This is a genomic window from Sphingomonas sp. CFBP 13728 (assembly GCF_014841895.1).
Classification (GTDB): domain Bacteria; phylum Pseudomonadota; class Alphaproteobacteria; order Sphingomonadales; family Sphingomonadaceae; genus Sphingomonas.
In genome coordinates this window covers 1192077-1212923 of sequence record NZ_JACYUS010000001.1, presented here as the reverse complement: position 1 = coordinate 1212923, position 20847 = coordinate 1192077, and the positions used below count along the sequence as shown (strand labels likewise).

Here is a 20847-nt window from a genome sequence, read left to right as displayed (position 1 = left end):
ACACGATGCGTATCGCAATCGTCACGGACGCCTGGAGCCCACAAATCAACGGCGTCGTCCGCACCCTCCAGTCGGTCCAGCGCGAACTCGAATCCATCGGCCACGAGGTCCTGGTAGTCTCCCCCGAACGCTTCGCCTCGATGCCCTGCCCGACCTATCCTGAGATCCGCCTAGCCTTCGCCCGCTCGGGTGCCGTCGGCCGCATGCTCGCAGCCTTCGGTGCCGACGCGATCCATCTCGCCACCGAAGGGCCCGTCTGCCTCGCCGCCCGCAACTGGTGCCTCGCCCGCGCGCTCCCGTTCACCAGCGCGTATCACACGCAGTTCCCCGACTATATCGCCGCCCGCACCGGCGCGAACCCCGACTGGATCTGGCGCTACATCCGCTGGTTCCACCGCCCAGCGCAATCGATCCTGGTCTCCACGCCGTCGGTTGCCGCCACGCTCGCCAAGCAAGGTCTGCATCAGGTCCGAGAATGGGGCAGGGGCGTCGACTTCGTGCAGTTCGGCCTCGACGGTGCGCGCGATCCCGAGATGACGGCGCTACGTGGCCCGATCCTCCTCTATGTCGGGCGCGTCGCGGTCGAGAAGAACATCGAGGCATTCCTGTCCTCCGCATATCCCGGCACGAAGGTCGTCGTCGGCGACGGCCCCGCCCGCGCGACTTTAGCCCGCCGCTTCCCCAACGCCGTGTTCCTAGGCCAGCGCTCCGGCCTCGACCTCGCCGCCGCCTATCGCACAGCAGACGTCCTCGTCTTCCCAAGCCGCACCGACACGTTCGGCCTCGTCATGATCGAAGCACTGGCCTGCGGAACCCCAGTCGCGGCGTACCCGGTCACCGGCCCGATCGACGTGCTCGACGACCGGGTCGGCGCGATGCACGAGGACCTCGACACTGCGATCGCCACCGCGCTCACCCGCGACCGCGTCACCTGCGCCGCCTATGCCGCGCGCTACAGCTGGCCCGCCAGCGCACGCCAGTTCCTTCACGCGCTCGTCCCCCTCGAAGGAAAGCTCATGGCCGCCTGAGCTTGTTCGCTTGCCTGTTGCCCCCGCGCGCACTAAGTCTCTCTCATGTCAGGCCGCTCCGAAAGGGGCGGCCCTTTCTATTTTTACGGAGTTTCCGCCGTGGCCCAGCCGCTCATGCCCCACGCGACCGCCGCCTGGATGGTCGACAATACCGCGCTCAGCTTCGAGCAGATCGCGGACTTCTGCGGCCTGCACATCCTCGAGATCCAGGCGATCGCCGACGACACCACCTCGACCAAGCTCACCGGTCGCGATCCCGTACGCGCCCATGAGGTCACGCAGGACGAGATCGACAAGGGTGCCGCCGATCCCGACTACCAGCTCAAGATGATCAAGGGCCCCGAGCAGGTCCGCCGCACCAAGGGGCCGCGCTACACGCCGGTCTCGAAGCGCCAGGACAAGCCCGACGGCATCTCGTGGATCATCCGCAATCACCCGGAGATCACCGACGGCGCGATCTCGCTGCTGATCGGCACCACCCGCACGACGATCGCCGCGATCCGCGACCGCAGCCACTGGAACATCGCTAACATCACGCCGAAGGACCCGGTCACGCTCGGCCTGACTTCGCAGCGCGAGCTCGACGCAGCCGTGGCGAAGGCGGCGAAGGCAGCCGGCATGGAAGCCCCGACCGACACCCGCCTCGAAGGCGATCGCGAAGTCCTGCTCCAGCAGCTCCGCGCCGAGCGCACCCAGGCAGCCGCGGACGCACAGTTCGTGGCAGAAGGCGGCGTCCTCCCCGTCAAGCCGCTCTTCGACGACCCCTTCAAGCGCTGATCGTCTTTCCCGGTATTGTCGGTAAAAAGATAAAGAGGGGCGGTGCCGAAAGGTGCCGCCCTTTTTCGTGTGGAACACGGCGCCATCCCGTCGCACCTCCCCGGCGAAGGCCGGGGCCCAGTTGGGGGGACGGTCATGGCTATGACGGCGCACCGTTACTTCAACCTTTCCAACTGGACCCCGGCCTACGCCGGGGAGGTGGCTTCAGGCATATCAGTTACCGACCCGAGTGCGGGTTCTGGCTGACAGCTGATGAGCCAATGCCGCTGGCCTACAAACCGACCAGTTGCTAACCGCAACGGATGGTAACCGCACCCGATACCAATTTCGCGCCGACCAGTCACAAAGGGCTGACCTACCCGTTTGGTGGCGCAGAACCTGAAGTAGGCGGCACGATGCAGGTCGCCCCCGGCATAGGCTGGGTCCGCCTCCACATCCCTGGCCCCTTACGCCACGTAAACTGCTGGCTCCTCACCGACACCGACGGCGAAGCGTTGGTCGACACCGGCATGAACACCGCGGCCGCGCGCGACGCGTGGAAAGCCATCTTCAGCGGCCCCAAAGCCAACACCCGCATCACGCAAATGATCGGCACCCACTTCCACCCAGATCATATCGGCCTAGCCGGCTGGATGTGCGATCACCATTCCGCCCCCATCATCATGACCCGAGCCGAATGGCTGACCGCGCGCATGCTCGCCGCCGATGCTCGCGACTCCGTCCCCCACGAAATGCTCGCCTTCTGGCAGGCTGCCGGCTGGGACGCCGCACAGATCGACCACGCCACCGGCAAGGGCTGGGCCGGCTTCCGTAAGATCATCACGCCGCTCCCGCTAAGCTACACCCGCATCGAAGACGGCGACACGCTCACCATCGGCACGCGAGATTGGCGTGTCGTCACCGGCTCCGGCCACTCCCCCGAACACGCGTGCCTGTACGACGAAGCCGGCGGCATCCTCATCGCCGGCGACCAGGTCCTCCCGCGCATCAGCCCCAACGTCTCGCTCGGGGTCACCGAACCCAATGCCGACCCCTTGGGCGAATGGTTCGCCTCGATCGCCAAGCTCAAGACGCTGCCCGCCGACCTGCTCGTCCTCCCCGGCCACGGCGACCCGTTCACCGGCCTCCACACCCGCCTCGACGCGATGGACCGCGAGCACCGCGAACGGCTCGACGAACTGGCCGTCTTCCTCGCCGAGCCCCGCCGCGCCGTCGACTGTTTCGGCCGCCTGTTCCGCCGGGCGATCGGGCAGGACGTGCTCGGCATGGCGACCGGCGAAGCTCTAGCCCATCTCCGCCGCCTCGAAGTCGAAGGCCGAGCGATCCGCGAGACGCACGATGGCGTATGGTGGTGGCGCGCGGGCTGAGTTAGCATGCGGCCAAATTCAAGAGGATAGCCCCATGTGCGACGAGCATACCGCAGACGATAACGAAGCCTATCTGGCCGGAGTCTCGCGCCGCCAGTTCGGCATGATGACCGGCGCGATGGGGCTGACGATGTTGCTCCCAGCCCCCGCGAATGCCGCGGTCATCAAGGGCCGCGACGTCTCGATCGCAACGCCCGACGGCAAGGCCGACGCCTATTTCGTCGCGCCTGCGACCGGTAAGCACCCCGGCGTGCTGGTCTGGCCCGACATCATGGGCCTGCGCCCCGCCTTCCGCCAGATGGCCGACCGCCTCGCGCAATCGGGCTATGCGGTGCTCGTCGTCAACCAGTTCTACCGCTCGACCAAGGCACCGTTCCTGAAACCCGGCGAATCCTACGACCAACCCGAAGTCAAAAGCCGCATCGCCCCATTCCGCGAAGCCCTCACGTCCGAAGGGACGGTTCGCGACGCGAAAGCCTTCACCGCCTTCCTCGACGCGCAACCGCAGGTCGATCGCAAGCGCGGCATGGCTACCACCGGCTATTGCATGGGCGGCCCGATGGTGATGCGCACCGCCGCAGCGGTCGCGAACCGCATCCGCGCAGGCGCGACGTTCCACGGCGGCGGCTTCGTCACCGACAAGTCCGACAGCCCGCACCTCCTGATCCCGCAGATGAAAGCGCAATACCTCATCGTGATCGCCGCCAACGACGACGCCCGCGCGCCGACCGAGAAGGACACGCTCCGCACCGCGTTTGCCGCAGCGAAACTCCCAGCCGAGATCGAGGTCTACGAAGGCACGATGCACGGTTGGTGCCCGCCCGACTCGAAGGTCTACAATCCGGCCCAGGCGGACAAGGCCTGGGCGCGCATGCTCGCGCTGTTCGACAAGGCGTTGGTGTAACGGAGGCTAGAAACCGAGCCCGGTATTCCGCTTCCTTGTTCTCCCGCCTTTGCGGGAGAACAACCTTGCTTCGCCAACAGCCCGCTTGACCGTGTCCCCGCTCCATGAGACCATCGTTCACGATCCGTTCTCAAGGAGAGTCGCGTGGCCCTGACCCTGTACACCAACCCGATGTCGCGCGGTCGCATCGCGCGCTGGATGCTCGAAGAGATCGGCGCCGCGTACGAGACGGTCGTGCTCGGCTACGACACGACGATGAAGGCCGAGGCGTATCGCGCGATCAACCCGATGGCCAAGGTCCCCGCGCTGGTCCACAACGGCAAGACCATCACCGAATGCGCTGCGATCTGCGCTTATCTCGCCGAGACCTTCCCGGACGCTGAGCTCGCCCCACGCGACGAAGAGCGCGCCGACTATTATCGCTGGCTGTTCTACGCCGCCGGTCCCGTTGAATCTGCGATTACCAACCGCTCGCTCGGCGTCGTCACCACGGATGCGCAACAGCGCATGGTCGGTTATGGCAGCTTTGATGCCGTCGTCGACGTGCTTGAACGCGCCATATCCGCGCATCCCTACATCGCCGGCGACCGCTTTACCGCAGCCGACGTGTATGTCGGGTCGCAGATCCTGTTCGGTCTGCAATTTGGCTATTTACCCAAGCGCGATGCGTTTGCAGCCTACGCCGCCCGCCTGATCGAACGTCCGGCATACAAGCGCGCTGGAGAGCTGGACGACGCACTCATCGCAGCTGCAGCCTGAAGTCGACCAACGGCGTGTGATCGGTCATACCTGACCTCGTCATCCTGACGAAAGTCAGGATCCAGAGTCACGAAGGCGAGCTGTCGGTACCCTGGATCCTGACTTTCGTCAGGCTGACGGCGGGTATTGGGCCGGCACAGTGTGTTGAAATTAGCTTTATGGGAGAACCGGTTGCGTTGGCAGCCTAATGGCGCGCACCGGATCGACATCAAACGGGCAGGAGGCGCTGGATGCTCTCGGCTAGAAAAAGGGGCCAACTCACGAACACGACCGGTAGCAAGGGCCCGTACAAACCTTGCCCTCACCCTTCCCACGGCCAAGTGGCCGCGGGCCCCTTCCCTCTCCCGTAGGGGAGAGGGAGAGACGCGAAGGCGGCGATAGGTGAGGGCACTTCACCGATTGCAATCGTGGACCCTAAATTCGCTAGCTAGGCGACTGACTAGCGACGCCCATTTCAAACTAAACCAGTATGCAGCCAGCCGACTCACAAAACTCAGATCAGGCTGCCCACTTCGCCAGCCAATCGGCCAAGGCCTGAGGCCCCATCGACCGAGCATCAGCCAGTTCGGTCTCATGCCCGGCATTCAACAGCTTGTTGGTCCGCGGATCGACCACCAGCACCGCGGGCACGCCCTTCAGGCGGCCCTTGATCCCGTAACCCGCCGCGATCTGCCCGTTCTTGTCGAAGCGACCGATGTCGACCGTCACCACCACGAACTTGCTGTCGACGAAGCGCTTCATCTCGGGCAGGTCGATCGTCCCCGCGAGCAGGCGGCAGTCGAGGCACCAGTTGCCGCCTAGATCGATCAGCAACCGCTTGTGCGTCTTCAGTGCCCGCGCACGGGCGGCGGCAACCTGCGCATTGGCGTTCGCCGACTCGTTATACGGCAGCGGCAACGGCTGTGGCAGCTTGTCGAAGCTCGTCGTGTTGACGTGCGGCGCCACGACTTTCGCGCGGGGCGCAGCGGGGGCGGCCACGGCGGTTGCGAGCAAGGTAAGCGCGGCGAGACGGCGTATCGACATCATTCATATCCTCCGATCACGGCATTCAGGAAGCTCGGGAATGGTCCGTTCCAGCCATCCACCGGCGTTTCGGCGATCGGTTGGCGGCGACCACCGGTTGGATCCGCAGGGATGCGCTCCGTCCGTGGCGTCCGTGGCGGCTCGACCTTCGCGGCTTCCGAACGAACAGCTTGCGTGCGAACTGGTTCCGACCGCGCAGGCTCCGACCGAACGGGCGCCGCGCGAACCGGTTCGACATACGCCGGTTCGACCTGCACCGGCTCGACCCGTGCCGGCTCCGCAACGCGCGGCTTCACCGCGGGCACGGGCTCGTCGATCGGCGTCCGCTCCCAGCGCGGACGCTTGGCCGCCGCAACCGGCTCGGCCGCAGCCAGCACCTCGGCGACGATCGCCGGGGCCACCGTATCCGCCCGCAGCACCCGCCGCGTACGTGGCCGATCCGACTCCTCGGCAGCCGCCGCCGCAACCGGCACTGGCGTAAACGTCGCGGACCGCGCGCCACGACGCGGCCGTGCGCGCCGCGCCGTGCCATCGTCTTCGGTCGCAGCAGTAACTGCCGCCGTCTTCGGCTCGGCAACCTTCAACCGCTCGATCGTCTGCCCGGTAAGCTTCTCGATATTGACGATATTCTCGGCATCGTCGGGCGCGACGAACGTGTACGCCGTCCCCGTCGCCCCGGCGCGGCCCGTCCGCCCGATCCGGTGGACATAGTCGTCGGGATGCCAAGGCGCGTCATAGTTGAACACCGTCGACACACCCTTGATGTCGAGCCCGCGCGCTGCGACGTCAGACGCGACCAGGATCGTCACCGCGCCCGACTTGAACAGCTCGAGTTCGGCCAGCCGCTGCGGCTGTTCCATGTCGCCGTGAATCTCACCCGACTTGTAGCCCGCCTGCTTCAGCACCTTGTTGAGGTCGCGCACCGTCGTCTTGCGGTTGCAGAAGATGATCGCGTTGGTGACCTCTTCCTGCGCGAGGATGCGACGCAGCGTATCGCGCTTGGCGGTCTGGCTCGGCACAGGCACGAGATACTGCTTGATGTTGAGGTTGGTCGACGCCGGGCGCGATACCTCGATCGTCTTGGGATTGGTCAGGAACTTGTCCGCCAGCTTCTTGATCGGCGGCGGCATCGTTGCCGAGAACAGCAACGTCTGGCGCTGCTTCGGCAGCTTGGTGCAGATTTCCTCGATGTCGGGGATGAAGCCCATGTCGAGCATCCGATCCGCCTCGTCGATCACCAGCATCGAACAGCCGTTGAGCATGATCTTGCCGCGCCCGAACAGGTCCATCAGCCGGCCCGGCGTCGCGATCAGGACGTCGACGCCCTTCTCCAGCGCGGCGAGCTGGTCGCCCATCGACACGCCGCCGATCAGCAGCGCCATCGAGAGGTTCGAATTGACGCCGTATTTCTCGAAATTCTCCGCCACCTGCGCGGCGAGTTCGCGCGTCGGCTCGAGGATCAGCGAGCGCGGCATCCGCGCGCGGCTACGCCCATGCGCGAGAATGTCGATCATCGGCAGCACGAACGACGCGGTCTTGCCGGTGCCCGTCTGGGCGATGCCGATGATGTCGCGCATCATCAGCACGGACGGGATCGCACCGGCCTGGATCGGGGTCGGCTCGGTATAGCCGGAGTCGGTGACTGCCTTGAGCAGTTCGTCGGAGAGGCCGAGATCGGCAAAACTCATGCAAATGTCCGGTAAATGGAGGGTGAAATGCACTGCCCTCAAGCGTTCCGGCGCTCGCCGATTTGGCGACAAATGTCAAGGAAACGCGGTGAATCGAGGGTGGGGACCGGGCGACGGGCGGCGTATTTCCGCAAAAACCCCCGTCATCCTGACGAAAGTCAGGATCCAGAGCCAAGCAGCGTACCGTCAGTTACTCTGGATCCTGACTTTCGTCAGGATGGCGGAGCTAGGTGAGACTGCGTTCGCCACACACGCGACTGGCCGGCCCCCCGCTACTTCTTCGCCCGCAAGCTCTTGAACCCTTCGATCTCGCAACGCGCACCCGATCGCATCCGGATCGCATCGCGGTCCTTGCAGATCATCCCGTCCGGGCCCGGCCGCAGATAGAACCCCGAATAATAATCGAGCGGCTTGCAGTCTCCGTCGAGCCGCGCGCGCAACCGCGTCGTGTCGTCCATCACCAGGTCGACCGCGCCATCCTTGTTGAGCATGGCGCCGGCGATCTCGTCGACCGCGATGCATTTGGGGCCCTTATGCTCCTTCCACTCAGTCGGCGGCGCGTAGGTACGAACGGGGGCTCGGCTCATCCGGGGCACGCGGATGATGATGCGTTCGTGGATCGAGACCTGCGCGATCTGCATACCATCAAGCTCGAATCCCGAAGACTGCCCGGGTGACGGTACATCACGCAACGCCACAGCAAAGGGACCCGCGAGCGCGAGCAGGGTGGCGGGTATCGCGGGGTGAATCATGGTGTCTGGATCATGCTGACGTAATCGTTAGCGCCTATCGTTGAACGCGCGATGAATTTTGTCTAGCGCCGCGTACATGGCCGAAATTCAGTCAGCAATCCTGACGCCTTCGCAGGCGGCAATGCTCGAATCGCTCTCCTCGCATCTCGACGCGAAGGCGATCGTCACCGACCCCGCCGACATCGATCCCTGGTTGCACGACTGGCGCGGCCGGTTTCACGGCGCCGCGCCCGCGATGGTCGCACCGGCCTCGACCGCGGAGGTGGCGCTGATCGTCGCGGCGGCCGCCGAGCACCGCGTGCCGCTGGTCGCGCAAGGCGGCAACACCTCGATGGTCGGCGGCGCGACCGCCCCCACCGACGGCAGAGCGCTGATCCTGTCGCTGCGCCGCATGAACACTATCCGCAGCCTCGACATCGACGCCGGGCTTGCGATCGCCGAGGCCGGCGTAATCCTCGCCGACCTCGACGGCGCTGCGCAAGGGGAGGGCTGGCGCTTCCCGCTGACGCTCGGCGCACGCGGCACGGCGACGATCGGTGGCCTCGTCTCGACCAACGCCGGTGGCACGCAGGTGCTCAAGTTCGGCACGATGCGCGGCCTCGTCGCGGGCGTCGAGGCGGTGCTCGCCGATGGCAGCATCTACGACGGCCTGTCCGCGCTCAAGAAAGACAACCGCGGCTACGACCTCGACCAGCTCTTCATCGGCGCGGAGGGCACGCTGGCGATCGTCACCGCCGCCACGCTCCACCTGGCCCCCGCAATCGCAGCGCGTGGCACGGCGTGGGTCGGCATCGGCTCGCCCCACGCCGCGCTGAAACTCCTGCGGACGATGCAGGCCAAGACCGACGCGATCGAGAGCTTCGAGATTCTCCCCGCCGAGTCGCTCGACGCCGCCATCGCGCATCTCCCGAACGCCCGCGCGCCGCTCGCCGGCCGCCACCCCTGGCACCTCCTGATCGAGGCGACCTCGGCCATCACTGAAGGCGAGTCCCCGTCCGCGTTGCTCGAACGCCTGCTCGGCAAAGCCCTCGAAGACGGCGCGATCGAAGATGCGACGATCGCCACCAGCGAAGCCCAGTCCACCGCATTCTGGCTCCTACGCGACTCGCTCTCCGCCGCCGAACGCGCGCTCGGCCCCGCGACGCAGCACGACATTTCGATTCCCGTCGAGACGATGCCGCGCTTCATGATCGAGGCGGCGGCGGCGTGCGATGCGCGCTTCCCCGGCACGCACGCGAGCGGCTTCGGCCATCTCGGCGACGGCAACGTCCATTTTCATGTCCGCGCCGCGCCCGGCACCGACCCCGCGTACTGGTATGGCGAGAACGCGCCGGTGGTCACCCGCTTCGTCGGCGACCTCGTCGTTGCGGCCGGTGGTTCGATCTCAGCGGAGCACGGCATCGGCCAGATGAAGCGCGACGAACTCGAACGCCTCTCGTCGCCCGCACGGATGACAGCACTCCGCGCGATCAAGTCCGCGCTCGATCCGCTCGGCATCCTCAACCCCGGCAAGCTCGTCACACTTGCACGCCCGCTCGGCGCACCATAGAGCCTCGCCCCAATCGGTGGCATGAGCCACCGGCATTTCGACCGACCGATCCGGAGAGTAACATGGCCAGCACCGCCCAGCTTCCGCTTTTCTATAATGGCCTCGAGCCGCTTTCGAGCGACACGCACGCGAACTACAAGGTCCGCCCGCAGGACAGCGCCCCGTTCCTGGTCGGCCAGCACGCGATCCCGATCACCGTCGACGAGTTTCCGCTGGTCCAGCGTCACATGCCGATCGTGTTCTCGGTCGGTGACGACGCGATCCCGCTCGCGCTGATGGGCTTGAACGAGGGCGTCAACGTGTTCGTCGGCGAAGACGGCAAGCTGACTGAGAACACGTTCTACGTGCCCGCCTATGTCCGCCGCTACCCGTACATGCTCGCGCGCCTGCACCCGGAAGCACAGGAGCTGTCGCTCTGCTTCGACCCCACCTCGCAGGCGATCGGTGATTTCGAGGACGGCGATGCGCTGTTCGAGAACGGCCAGCCGACCGAGCTGACCAAGAACATCCTCGGCTTCAACGAGTCGTTCGAACAGGCCGGCGCGCGTACGCAGAACTTCATGAACGAGCTGCGCGAGCTCGAGCTGCTGATGGACGGCGAAGTCACGATCCAGCCCGACGGCGCCGACCAGCCGTTCGTCTATCGCGGCTTCCAGATGATCAACGAGGAAAAGCTGATCGACCTGCGCGGCGATGCGCTGCGCAAGATGAGCAAGTCGGGCATGCTGCCGTTGCTGTACGCGCACCTGTTCTCGCTGTCGCTGATGCGCGACATCTTCGCACGCCAGGCGCAGCTCGGCATGACCCCGCAGCAGCAGATGCCGGCACCGGCGCAGTTCAACGTCTGATAGCGAAACCGGGAGGTCGCGAAAATTATTTGGGGTGCGGTGCAGCAGGGGTTGAACCAAAACGGCGCTCACCCATTTAGGTCCTGTACGGCATCGTGTCCCCCCCTTTCGCGGCGCCGTACGGGACGCTTCTAGCGTCCCTCCTCCCTGAACCTAGGCCACTCCGTGCAACACGCACGGGGTGGTTTTTTTTGGCCTTCGCGATGTGTCGGGCCCGTCCGCTCCTCCCACCCGTTGCGTGCCCGTGGAATTATTCGAAAGTCTCGACGTCATCCTGCTCGCCGCGCTGGTCCTGCTGGTCCTGGCGCGCAAATTGAACGTGCCGTACCCCACCTTGCTGGCGGTAGCCGGGATCGCCTTTGCGGCGCTGCCGTTCGCGCCGAAGATCACGGTAGAGCCGCATCTGGCGCTGGCCTTGTTCATCGCACCCGCGCTGCTCCACGCCGCGTATCACACCAGCCCGCGCGCCTTGCGGCGACACTGGTTCCCACTGCTGAGCCTCGCCGTGTTCGCGGTACTCGTCACTGCTGCAGCGGTCGCACTGGTCGGCGTGACGCTAGGTGGGCTGCCGCTCGCCGCCGCGTTCGCCTTGGGAGCGATCGTCGCACCGCCCGACGCCGCCGCATCGGAAGCGGTTCTCGGCGAAGTCGGCATCCCGCGCCGCGGCCTGTTGTTGCTGCAGGGCGAGAGCCTTCTCAACGACGCCACGGCACTGTTGTTGTTCGGCCTCGCGGTGGCCTTCGCGACGCATTCGGACACGCCAGTGACGCCGCTCGCGCTCGCCGCCGCGGTCCCGGGCGGGATCGTTCTCGGCGTCATCGCCTCGTGGCTGTACCTCCGCGTGACGCCCCTGTTCGCGCGGACGCTAGGCGCGAGCCTCGCCGATTTCGCGGTGACGTTCGGGATCTGGCTGCTGGCCGAGCGGCTGCATATCTCGCCGGTGCTCGCGGTCGTGACGTTCGGGATGATCGTGTCGCAGCGCCGCCCGATCGGCCAGCCCGCGCGCGACCGGTTGCAGGGCGCAGCGGTGTGGTCGTCGGCGGTACTCGTCCTCAACATCATCGCGTTCGCGCTGATGGGGCTGCAATCGCGCGACGTGCTGGTCGGTCTGCCCGCCGCCGAGCGCTGGCCCGCGATCGGGTTCGCCGCCGCGGTGCTGGCGACCGTGCTCGTCACGCGCATCGCGTGGGTGTTCTTCGTGCGGTTCGTCGAGGGCGTGATCGCCAACCGCTACGCACCGTCCTGGCTGCCCAAGCCGCCCCCCTGGAATGCGTCGATCATCCTGTCCTGGTCGGGCATGCGTGGCCTCCTGACGCTCGCGACCGCGTTCGCGCTGCCGCGATCGGTGCCGGGCCGCGACCTGATCGTACTCGCGGCGTTCGCCGTCGTGATCGGCACGCTGGTGCTGCAAGGGCTCACGCTCGGCCCCCTAATCCGCCGTCTCGACCTCGGCGAGGATACCGGGCTGGCCGACGAGATCGCCCCCGCGCGCAAGCGACTGATCGATGCAGGGCTAGCGGTACTGCCCGCGCGCGAAGGTGCGGCGGCGGACGCGTTGCGCTTCCGTTACGGCGCGGCGGGCAAGGTCACCGCCGAAGCGGACGATCCGCAAGCGACCTCGGAATTCGACGAACTCCACCTCGAGATGATCGCCTGCCAGCGCGTCGTGCTCCACGAAATGCGCAATAAGGGCGAGGTGGCCGAGGACGTCTATCGCCGCCTCCAGGAGGAACTCGACTGGGCGGAGGTCGACGCGCGCGCGTTCGGGGACAACATCCTCACGGCGACCTGAGAGCGCGCGCGGAACATCGGCACGCGCTACGCTGTTTGAGAGAACCACCGCAGAAAGGGTCGATGCATGTCCGAGGCGAATTCGTGAGCAAGTCCGTGAAGCCCGCCCCGCCGACGACGCTCGTGATCTTCGGTGCCTTCGGTGACCTGACGCGCCGCCTGCTGATGCCGGCGCTGATCAACATGACCCGGCTAGGGCTGGTCGGTAACGATTTCCACGTGCTCGGTGTCGGTATCGATGAAGGCAACGATCAGTCGTTGCGCGAGGCGCTCGGCACGTTCGACGCGAAGGGCGGCGAGGGGGCCGGCGAAAAAGGCGACGCGTGGGCGCGGCTCAAGGACCGAGTCGGCTATCTCCAGGGCGATTTCACGAAAGACGAGGTTTACGAACAACTAAAGGGACGCGTGAACGGCAACGTCGCGTTCTACTTCGCGGTGCCCGCGAAGTTCTTCGGCACGATCGTAGACAAGCTCGCCGACCACGGCTTGATGGCAGAGACGCCGCATGGCTTTCGCCGGATCGCGATCGAGAAGCCGTTCGGCCACGACCTCGCCTCCGCCCGCGATCTCAACGCACGCATCCTCGCCCGCGTGTCCGAGGCGCAAATCTACCGGATCGACCATTTCCTCGGCAAGGAGACCGTCCAGAACATCATGACCGCGCGGTTCGCGAACATGATGATCGAGCGCGTCTGGAATTCGGACTGCATCGCGCACGTCCAGATTACCGCCGCCGAGACGGTCGACGTCGGCACCCGCGGCAAATTCTACGACGGCACCGGTGCGCTCCGCGACATGGTCCCCAACCACCTGTTCCAGCTGCTCGCGATGGTCGCGATGGAGCCGCCCGCGAGCTTCGACGCAGAGGCGATCCGCAACGAAAAGGGCAAGGTGCTCAAAGCCGTCCGCGTCTATTCGCCCGGCAAGGCAAAGCGCAACGGCGTCCGCGGTCAGTATACCGCGGGAAAAGTGAAGGGGGTGGATGTCCCCGCCTACACCGCCTCGCCCGACGTCGCGCCGGACAGCCGGACCGAGACCTATGTCGCGCTGAAGCTGATGGTCGACACGTGGCGCTGGGCGGGCGTGCCGTTCTACCTGCGCACCGGCAAGGCGATGACCTGTCGCGACACCGAGATCGCGATCACCTTCAAGCCGGTCCCGTTCGCGTCGTTCCCCGGTGCCGCCGCCGACATGCTGCCGCCCAACCGGTTGATCATCCAGATCCAGCCCGACGAGGGGCTGAGTATGGACATCAACATCAAGCGTCCCGGTCTCGAAGTCGCGACCGCACCGATCGCGCTCGATTTCCGCTATGCCGACGAATTCGATATCGGTCACCTGACCGGCTACGAATCGCTGATCTACGACCTGTTCGTCGGCGACCAGACGCTGTTCCAACGGGCGGATGCGATCGAGGCGGGCTGGGCCGCGGTGCAACCGTTCCTCGACCTCTGGGCGCATGACGCCGGCATGCCGGAACTCTACGAGGCGGGCACGCTTGGTCCGGCCGCGGCGGATGCGCTGCTGGCACACGACGACCACACCTGGCACGAACTTGCCCCGGCAGGGCAGACGGTGCCGTAACTCATCCCTCACTGTTCTCCCGCGAAAGCGGGAGCCCAGGGTCTCGAACGATGGTGCTCGTGACCCTGGACCCCCGCCTCCGCGGGGGAACAGCATTGGTCGGGACCATCAATGAGCGCTCAAACCCGCTCGGTCAGCTCGATCTCGCCCTCGACCTCCATCTCGTCCTCGTCGCCCATCTCGTCCATGTCGGGCATCGTGAAGTCGGCCTTCCAGTCGTAGACTTTCTCGACCCCGCCCTGCACCCAGACGCGCACCGCGCCCGAGGTGATCTCGCCGCCCATCGCGCCGACGAAATCCGCCACCAGCGAATCCGCCGCATCCTCGTGATCGGTCGCTCCCGGAATCGTCGCGGCGGTCATTTCCTCATCGAGTTCGATGATCTGCGCCCAATATTGCTTCGCCATGTGTCGCTCCTGCGTAGATGAAAGGCCGTCAGCCGGCAGTGATTATGGGATGATCCTCGCGCAGCCGGTCCGCCAGCCGCTCGACCGCGTCGACCTCGCTCGCGCTGCCCGACGGGGTCACCGCCCAGTTGCAATGCGCGTGCGTCGCCAGGCTGTAGACCTTCACGTCGCCGACGATCAGCCGCCACCGTCGCCGGTCGCCGCTATTGTACCGGACGAGGTTGGTGACGAACAGGCTCTGGAGATCCGATGCGGTCATCCGCGCCCCATAGCGACAATCGCCCGCCCGCCGCCACCGCAAACGGCCCGCGGCGGATCCCATCCAAATTACGGCGCGTTTGGGATCGGAAGAGATCATCTAGATTATGGGAATTGCACATGGCCAAGACGGCACTGGTAGTGGGAACGAGCGGGATCGTCGGCAGCGCGACCGCCGCGGCGTTGGTGAAGGCGGGCTGGACCGTCCACGGTCTCGCGCGGCGCCCGACCGAGCAGGACGGCGTTCAGCCCGTCGCAGCGGACCTCCAGGATCCCGCCAGCCTCGAAAAGGCACTCACCGGTCTCAAGCCCGATGCTGTCTTCATCGCCACCTGGTCGCGCCAGGACAGCGAGGCGGAGAACATCCGCGTCAACGGCGGCATGGTCCGCAACCTGCTAGGCGCGTTGTCGCCAGCAGGCAGCGTCGGCCACGTGGCGCTGGTGACGGGCCTGAAGCATTACCTCGGACCGTTCGAAGCGTACGGCAAGGGCGTCCTCCCGCAGACCCCGTTCCGCGAGGAGCAGGGCCGTCTCGACGTCGAGAACTTCTATTACGCGCAGGAAGACGCCGTGTTCGAGGCTGCCGAGCGCGAAGGCTTCGGCTGGAGCGTCCACCGCCCGCACACGATCATAGGCAAGGCGGTCGGCAACGCGATGAATATGGGCACCACGCTGGCGGTCTACGCGACCTTGTGCCGCGAAACCGGCCGCCCGTTCCGCTTTCCCGGCTCGGCGGCGCAGTGGAACGGCCTGACCGACATGACCAGCGCGACGATGCTCGCCGATCACCTGATCTGGGCGGCGACCACGCCCGAGGCGCGCAACGAGGCGTTCAACGTCGTCAACGGCGACGTCTTTCGCTGGAGCTGGATGTGGGGCCGCATCGCCGAATGGTTCGGGATCGAGCCGGCCCCGTTCGACGGCACCATCCTGACGCTCGACGAGCAGATGAAGGACGATGCGGGCATCTGGCGCGAGATCGCGGCGCGCGAAGGTCTGGCGGAAGCCGACCTGTCGCGCCTCGCCTCGCCGTGGCACACCGACGCCGATCTCGGCCGCCCGATCGAGGTGGTGACGGACATGGGCAAGAGCCGGCGGCTCGGGTTCAAGGAATACCAGCCGACCGACGACGCGTTCTTCGACCTGTTCGCGGAACTGCGGGCGGATCGCTTGATCCCGTAAGTCTTGGGGCGGGCTGGAACCCAATCTTGCAATCCTCCCCCGCCAGGGGGAGGTGGCTGGCCCTTGCCAGACGGAGGGGGAGGTAAGGGCAACCACCGTTGCGTGTTCCTCCCCCTCCGTCACCTTCGGTGCCACCTCCCCCTTGCGGGGGAGGAATTCAAGGGGGGAAGTCAGCTTTTCACCGCCACCGTCGCCATTACCGCCGAGTCATCCCGAAGCTTCAGATACAGCGCACCGCCCACCGGCTTGGGCACGGTCAGCGAAGCCCCGGTAAACCCCTCCGGAACCCGCACCGCGTCCGCGAAACCCGCATTCGCCGCCACCGAATCGATCAGGAACAGGTCGCTCCCGGCCAGCGTACACACGTCCTTGCATGTCACCCCAGCCAGCGCCGGCACGCGCACCAGGCTCGTCAACGGCACCCAGTCGCCCGCAACGCCGTCCTGCACCAGCCGCCACCTCAGCGGCCCATGCGCGGACACGCCCAGCGCCTTGCCCGGCTCGACCGAAACGACCGCGATCCGCTCGTCCTGCACGGTCAGCTCGCGCCCCGACGCGACGCTCGTCGTCGGCCCACCGGCAACCGCGCCGATCTCGACACTGTCCCCCGCCGCGAACCGCGTCGTCCCTTCGGCACGCAGCGAGAAGGTGATCCGGGCATCCTGCGCGATCGCCGTATCAGCCGCCAGCACGACCGGCAGGCCAGGGGAGGGGGGCGCCACCACGCTCTTGGCGATCAGTGTAGCCTTGGGCCGCGCCGCCGCGACGGTGAACTTCACCGACCGCTTCCGCCCATCGGTCAGCGTCACGAGCGCGGTCTTCACCTGACCAGTGGCAAAGGCCGGCGCCGTATCCGCGGTCAGCCCCAGCAGATCGCCCTTGTCCGCGCGCACTACGTCGCCCGGCTTGAACGCGACCCCGTCGACGGTCATCGACGCGACCAGATCGAGCCGGGTTCCCGCCAGCGTCCCCGCCGTATCGCCCGCATACAGCGTAAGGCCATCGATCCGCCCCGCCTCGGCAAGCGCGGTCAGCGCGATCTTCTCCGGCGCCTCGACCCCGTATTGCTTGACCAGCAGCGTCAACTTCCCCGGCGCGGTCTTCGCAAGCGGCAGCGTCAGCCCGATCCGGTCGCCATTCGTCGTCCACGCCAGCGGCACCTCGCCCGAGGCTCCAACCAGCGTCACCGCCTCGACGCAACTCGGCGTCGGCCCTGCGAGCGCCACCGAATTGTCGCGCCCAACGACCAAATTCTCAGGATCGGTATCGACCATTGTCCACCCGCCGGCACGCGGCACCTGCAACCGAAACCGCGGCCCGTCGAACGGCGTGAAGCCCCAGCGCCCGTGCAACGTCGCATCGGTCACGCTGCTCAAGCCCGCGGTCTGCATGCCGACCTGATCGAGCACATAGCCGCCCCTCTCGGCATCGGCCTGAACGGGCAACTCCACCACGCCCCCCTGCGAAGTCGTCACCCGCAAGCTCATGTCGTGCGCGAACTTGGTCGCATAGATCAGCGGTGCGCCCTCGACCGGCAGCACCAGATCGGGCTTTGCCGCACAGACCAGCCGGTCCGCCTCCGCCCGCCGCATCGTCGGCGTCTGCGGCGCACCCGTCTCGATCACCGGCATCGCCACGACCATCACCGACTTCGGGCTGGCGAACGACGGCGCCGCGTTCAGCAGCAGTGCCAGCCGATCGTCATTCGCCCGCGCCAGTGCCGGAATATACCGGAACTGCGTCGTCTGGAACGCGCCGAAGATCTTCGCCAGATCGCGCACCACGCCGATATACGGGCTGTAATAGCCAAGCCCGCCCTCCGGCGTCGCGCTCAGTTGCAGCGCCAGATCGGTCGGTGCCCCCACCAGAGTATCCGCCAGCGTCGAACTCTGCCCATCCGCCAGCACCAGCGAATCGCGGCTTTGCGTCAGGCAGGAGGCTTGCAGATCCGCCGCGAGATCGAGGCACTCCGCCTTCAGCTTGATCGCCAGGCTGCGCGACAACAGTGGCGAGACCGCCTCGATCCGCTCCGGCCGCGTCCGCTCCAGCGCATGGATCCCGTCGAGAAACGCATCGAGCCGCGCCCGATCGAGCGACGCCTGGTCGAGATCCTGCACCGCGCGCACGAACGCCCCCGGCTGCTTGCGCACCGCCGACACGACGGCATCGAACCCGCCGCTTTCGGGCACCAGGAACACCACCAGTTGCCGCGCGCCCTCCGGTACCGTCAACGCCAGCGCGTTCTTTTTCGCCTTCCACGTCTCGGCCTTGAAGAACCACGATTTCGGCGGCGGCTCGGTCGCGCCGCGCAGGAACGCCGCGACCAGCAGATAGCGTGCGCCGTCGTCCTTCTTGCCGACGGCCAGATCCGCCGCGATCGAGACGCGGTCGCCGGTCGCCAGCCTCGGCACCTGCGCGATCGGCAACGTCGTCGTCCCATGCGTCACGCCGACCCGCAGGCTGGGCCCGGTCAGGTCGAACGGTGCCGGATCGGCGCGCGCAGCCAAGGGCACCAGCGCGGCAGCCAGCGCGCAGAACGGAAGAAATCGAAGCATCATCACAGGCGATCTCGTCGTCGGAAGCATCACAGATGGCCTGAACCGGTGTCGACAATAGGGCAAGGTAGACGAGTCGGTGCGACACGCGCGCATCCCTGCGGTCCGGTCCGCCGCCGACGATGCGACAGCAATGGTAACCGCGAGAAGACCGGAGATATCGAGTTCGTGTCGGAAACGGTAGAGCGCTGCCGATATCTGGGAAGTTCAACGCCGGTCACGTTTCACCGCTGCCCAGGCGCGCCTCGTCGCATCGCGGGTTGCCGTCGGACGTCGTTCAGCCTCCCCCGCGCACAACGCCGCGACGACCGCGCGCAGGGGATTTTCGACGATGACGACCGATCGCGGGGCGCTTGCCGCCCTGCTCGCCACCATGATCTTGCCGGTTTCGGTAGCGAGCCCGGCGATGGCGCAGACCGAGCAGACCGCCCCGGTCCAAGGCCTGGAGGGGTTGGTGACACCCGCCCCGCAAACGGATGCAACGGTTCCGATTCCCGATGCGCCGAAGATCGTCCTGCCGACCGAGACGGCGGCCCCCCGCCGCGCATCCCGCCCGCCCGCTACGGAAAAGGCCGCTACCGATAAGGCCGCCACCGAACGCTCGGCTGCGCGCAACGAACCGGCAACACGCCAAACCCGCACCTCGACCGAGCCGACGCGCTCGCCCGCACCCACCGAGCCCGTACCGGTAGCGACGCCTGAGCCGGCATCGCCTCCGCCGCCAGCCGCGACCTCGTCGACGGAGGCCGCCCCGCAGGCTGCCACCTCGCAACCTTCTCCAACGCCGACGCCGACGCCGGTCACGACACAGCCAACGGTAACCGCCCCCGAGACGGGCAGGGCGATGCCGCTCTGGCTTTCGCTCGCAGTGATCGTCGTTGTCCTGGCCGCGCTCTGGCTGCTCCGCCGCAAGCCCCGCGGCCATCGGCGGGACGGCGTAGAGGTCGAAACCGCCGTCGAGCCCACACCGGAACCGTCAGCACCCGAACCGGCCACCGCTTCGGTCATCGCCCCCAGCGTCGCCACAGACACAGCTAGATCCGTCGAGCCGCTAGCGGTGCCGGTTGCCGCCGCAATCCTTCCGTCCGCGGCAGCAGCACCAAAATTTCTCGAACCTCGCGCAAAAGCACCGCCGCCGCCGCAGGCCGCTCCCCGGGCGCGCGTCACCTGCGATCTTCGTCCGCTACGCGCCGGTCTCAACCTCCTGAGCGCCACGGTCGAGTGTGAGCTGGTCGTCACCAACACCGGCACCGTGCCCGCCGACGCGATCCGCACCGGTGTCGCGCTCCTCACCGCGCATGCCGGTCAGGACACCGATCTCGCGCAGTTCACCGCCGCCCCGATCAGTCGTCCGGCGACGCCGCCGTTCGCGCTGGCACCCGGCGAGACCCGCACGATCCGCACCGTCGTCGCGATCGCCCGCGATGCGATCCGGACGATGACCGCCGCCAATCGGCCGATGTTCGTCCCCGTCGTCGCCACCAACATCCTCTATGCGACCGCCGGTGAAGACGCTCAAACCGCTCGCGCGTGGGTCGTCGGGATCGAACGCGTCGACTCCGCCAAGCTCGCCCCGTTCTGGTTGGACGCCCCTGCTCGCATGTTCACGACGGTCGCAGCCCGACCGCACGCGGCGACGTTCGAACGCTAGATCGAAGGGTGGGGGGCGAGATGTCGCCGGCCCGCCATATTCGTGCTGAACAGCCCCGGTAACTTCGCAGAAGCGTATCGAGCGCTCGTATCGAAGCACAGGTTCCGCTGAACAACGTCGTTGCGCGTGAATTCAACATAACCAGACACGAAAAAAGGGCGACCCCATTTCTGGGGCCGCCCTTTTTCTTAGCTGCGGCCAGCAGGGGTAAAGCCCCCGCTTCGTCGGTCGGTGCAAGCACCGCCGGCCGGCCTTGCTGGAAAGACGATTTAGCCTGCGCTAAATCGTCTTTCCAGCTGCGGCTTACTTAACCTCAACCGTAGCGCCAGCTGCTTCGAGCTGAGCCTTGATCTTGGCTGCCTCGTCCTTCGACACGCCTTCCTTGACGGCCTTGGGAGCCGACTCGACCAGCGTCTTGGCTTCGGTCAGGCCGAGCGCGGTGATCGCGCGGACTTCCTTGATGACGTTAATCTTCTTGCCACCGTCGCCGGTCAGGATGACGTCGAATTCGGTCTGCTCTTCTGCTGCAGGAGCAGCTGCGCCGCCGCCTGCTGCCGGTGCTGCGACCGCTGCTGCGGCCGAAACGCCCCACTTCTCTTCGAGCAGCTTCGAAAGCTCAGCTGCTTCGAGAACGGTCAGTTCGCTCAGGCTCTCAACGAGCGCGTTCAGGTCTGCCATGATAAATCTCCATCTCGGGGCATCGGCCCCATCAGTTCAAAAAGGT

At 66.5% G+C, this 20847-nt stretch carries 18 protein-coding genes; 11 read left to right on the top strand and 7 right to left on the bottom strand.

Going from position 1 to position 20847, the window contains the following annotated elements:
- The first annotated feature begins 5 nt into the window (after positions 1-5).
- The 5 genes from IFT67_RS05460 (at position 6) to IFT67_RS05440 (ending at position 4835) form a co-directional block, all read left to right on the top strand.
- Positions 6-1028 carry a glycosyltransferase family 4 protein gene (locus IFT67_RS05460; protein WP_192145353.1) on the top strand — a complete coding sequence of 341 codons (1023 nt, stop codon included), beginning with the start codon at positions 6-8 and terminating at the stop codon, positions 1026-1028.
- 99 nt (positions 1029-1127) lie between these two features.
- Complete coding sequence (locus tag IFT67_RS05455; protein ID WP_107961628.1) at positions 1128-1805, top strand: DUF1013 domain-containing protein; 678 nt, start codon at positions 1128-1130, stop codon at positions 1803-1805.
- Between the two features lie 302 nt (positions 1806-2107).
- Complete coding sequence (locus IFT67_RS05450; RefSeq protein ID WP_192145351.1) at positions 2108-3172, top strand: MBL fold metallo-hydrolase; 1065 nt, start codon at positions 2108-2110, stop codon at positions 3170-3172.
- 34 nt (positions 3173-3206) lie between these two features.
- Positions 3207-4076 carry a dienelactone hydrolase family protein gene (locus IFT67_RS05445; RefSeq protein WP_192145349.1) on the top strand — a complete coding sequence of 290 codons (870 nt, stop codon included), beginning with the start codon at positions 3207-3209 and terminating at the stop codon, positions 4074-4076.
- A gap of 144 nt (positions 4077-4220) precedes the next feature.
- Positions 4221-4835, top strand: a complete 615-nt coding sequence (locus IFT67_RS05440) for a glutathione S-transferase N-terminal domain-containing protein (protein WP_192145347.1) — start codon at positions 4221-4223, stop codon at positions 4833-4835.
- Positions 4836-5333: 498 nt separating this feature from the next.
- On the opposite strand, the gene IFT67_RS05435 is transcribed toward IFT67_RS05440, so the two are convergent.
- The 3 genes from IFT67_RS05435 to IFT67_RS05425 form a co-directional block, all read right to left on the bottom strand.
- Entirely contained in the window at positions 5334-5861 is a 528-nt protein-coding gene (locus IFT67_RS05435) for a thioredoxin family protein (RefSeq protein WP_446740791.1), read from the bottom strand.
- Positions 5858-7546, bottom strand: a complete 1689-nt coding sequence (locus tag IFT67_RS05430; RefSeq protein ID WP_192145343.1) for a DEAD/DEAH box helicase — start codon at positions 7544-7546, stop codon at positions 5858-5860. Before IFT67_RS05430 ends, IFT67_RS05435 begins: the two co-directional genes overlap by 4 nt.
- A 272-nt stretch (positions 7547-7818) precedes the next feature.
- Positions 7819-8187, bottom strand: coding sequence for a hypothetical protein (locus IFT67_RS05425; RefSeq protein WP_244647169.1), 369 nt, complete (start codon positions 8185-8187; stop codon positions 7819-7821).
- A 187-nt stretch (positions 8188-8374) separates the two neighbouring features.
- Between IFT67_RS05425 and IFT67_RS05420 the strand changes: the two genes are divergently transcribed.
- The 4 genes from IFT67_RS05420 (at position 8375) to zwf (ending at position 14070) form a co-directional block, all read left to right on the top strand.
- A complete protein-coding gene (locus IFT67_RS05420) occupies positions 8375-9847 on the top strand; it encodes an FAD-binding oxidoreductase (RefSeq protein ID WP_244647168.1) in 1473 nt (490 codons plus the stop codon).
- A 62-nt stretch (positions 9848-9909) separates the two neighbouring features.
- Positions 9910-10695, top strand: coding sequence for a SapC family protein (locus tag IFT67_RS05415; RefSeq protein ID WP_107952090.1), 786 nt, complete (start codon positions 9910-9912; stop codon positions 10693-10695).
- Between the two features lie 244 nt (positions 10696-10939).
- Positions 10940-12487 carry a cation:proton antiporter domain-containing protein gene (locus IFT67_RS05410; protein WP_192145340.1) on the top strand — a complete coding sequence of 516 codons (1548 nt, stop codon included), beginning with the start codon at positions 10940-10942 and terminating at the stop codon, positions 12485-12487.
- An 83-nt stretch (positions 12488-12570) separates the two neighbouring features.
- Positions 12571-14070, top strand: a complete 1500-nt coding sequence (gene zwf / locus IFT67_RS05405) for a glucose-6-phosphate dehydrogenase (RefSeq protein WP_342450562.1) — start codon at positions 12571-12573, stop codon at positions 14068-14070.
- Between the two features lie 119 nt (positions 14071-14189).
- Here zwf and IFT67_RS05400 read toward each other — a convergent pair whose 3' ends face one another.
- Positions 14190-14477, bottom strand: coding sequence for a hypothetical protein (locus tag IFT67_RS05400; protein ID WP_056047554.1), 288 nt, complete (start codon positions 14475-14477; stop codon positions 14190-14192).
- Between the two features lie 28 nt (positions 14478-14505).
- Complete coding sequence (locus IFT67_RS05395) at positions 14506-14736, bottom strand: hypothetical protein (RefSeq protein WP_056047557.1); 231 nt, start codon at positions 14734-14736, stop codon at positions 14506-14508.
- Positions 14737-14855: 119 nt separating this feature from the next.
- Between IFT67_RS05395 and IFT67_RS05390 the strand changes: the two genes are divergently transcribed.
- Positions 14856-15917 (top strand): SDR family oxidoreductase, encoded by a 1062-nt coding sequence (locus tag IFT67_RS05390; protein ID WP_192145336.1) that lies wholly within the window; start codon positions 14856-14858, stop codon positions 15915-15917.
- A gap of 170 nt (positions 15918-16087) precedes the next feature.
- Here IFT67_RS05390 and IFT67_RS05385 read toward each other — a convergent pair whose 3' ends face one another.
- Positions 16088-18475: a hypothetical protein gene (locus IFT67_RS05385; RefSeq protein WP_192145334.1), complete on the bottom strand. Its 2388-nt coding sequence runs from the start codon at positions 18473-18475 to the stop codon at positions 16088-16090.
- A 328-nt stretch (positions 18476-18803) separates the two neighbouring features.
- Here IFT67_RS05385 and IFT67_RS05380 point away from each other — a divergent pair, with 328 nt between their 5' ends.
- Positions 18804-20123 (top strand): hypothetical protein, encoded by a 1320-nt coding sequence (locus IFT67_RS05380; RefSeq protein WP_192145332.1) that lies wholly within the window; start codon positions 18804-18806, stop codon positions 20121-20123.
- 303 nt (positions 20124-20426) lie between these two features.
- Here IFT67_RS05380 and rplL read toward each other — a convergent pair whose 3' ends face one another.
- Positions 20427-20801: a 50S ribosomal protein L7/L12 gene (gene rplL, locus IFT67_RS05375; RefSeq protein ID WP_056047577.1), complete on the bottom strand. Its 375-nt coding sequence runs from the start codon at positions 20799-20801 to the stop codon at positions 20427-20429.
- Positions 20802-20847: the final 46 nt, after the last annotated feature.

Bases quoted from the DNA above. Each gene is read 5' to 3' on its own strand.
- IFT67_RS05400 (WP_056047554.1), bottom strand. From the start codon at position 14,477: ATGGCGAAGCAATATTGGGCGCAGATCATCGAACTCGATGAGGAAATG.
- IFT67_RS05450 (WP_192145351.1), top strand. From the start codon at position 2,108: ATGGTAACCGCACCCGATACCAATTTCGCGCCGACCAGTCACAAAGGG.
- rplL (WP_056047577.1), bottom strand. From the start codon at position 20,801: ATGGCAGACCTGAACGCGCTCGTTGAGAGCCTGAGCGAACTGACCGTT.
- IFT67_RS05415 (WP_107952090.1), top strand. From the start codon at position 9,910: ATGGCCAGCACCGCCCAGCTTCCGCTTTTCTATAATGGCCTCGAGCCG.
- IFT67_RS05430 (WP_192145343.1), bottom strand. From the start codon at position 7,546: ATGAGTTTTGCCGATCTCGGCCTCTCCGACGAACTGCTCAAGGCAGTC.
- IFT67_RS05425 (WP_244647169.1), bottom strand. From the start codon at position 8,187: ATGCAGATCGCGCAGGTCTCGATCCACGAACGCATCATCATCCGCGTG.
- IFT67_RS05435 (WP_446740791.1), bottom strand. From the start codon at position 5,861: ATGATGTCGATACGCCGTCTCGCCGCGCTTACCTTGCTCGCAACCGCC.
- IFT67_RS05395 (WP_056047557.1), bottom strand. From the start codon at position 14,736: ATGACCGCATCGGATCTCCAGAGCCTGTTCGTCACCAACCTCGTCCGG.
- IFT67_RS05385 (WP_192145334.1), bottom strand. From the start codon at position 18,475: ATGATGCTTCGATTTCTTCCGTTCTGCGCGCTGGCTGCCGCGCTGGTG.
- IFT67_RS05460 (WP_192145353.1), top strand. From the start codon at position 6: ATGCGTATCGCAATCGTCACGGACGCCTGGAGCCCACAAATCAACGGC.
- IFT67_RS05390 (WP_192145336.1), top strand. From the start codon at position 14,856: ATGGCCAAGACGGCACTGGTAGTGGGAACGAGCGGGATCGTCGGCAGC.
- IFT67_RS05380 (WP_192145332.1), top strand. From the start codon at position 18,804: ATGACGACCGATCGCGGGGCGCTTGCCGCCCTGCTCGCCACCATGATC.
- IFT67_RS05445 (WP_192145349.1), top strand. From the start codon at position 3,207: ATGTGCGACGAGCATACCGCAGACGATAACGAAGCCTATCTGGCCGGA.
- IFT67_RS05420 (WP_244647168.1), top strand. From the start codon at position 8,375: ATGGCCGAAATTCAGTCAGCAATCCTGACGCCTTCGCAGGCGGCAATG.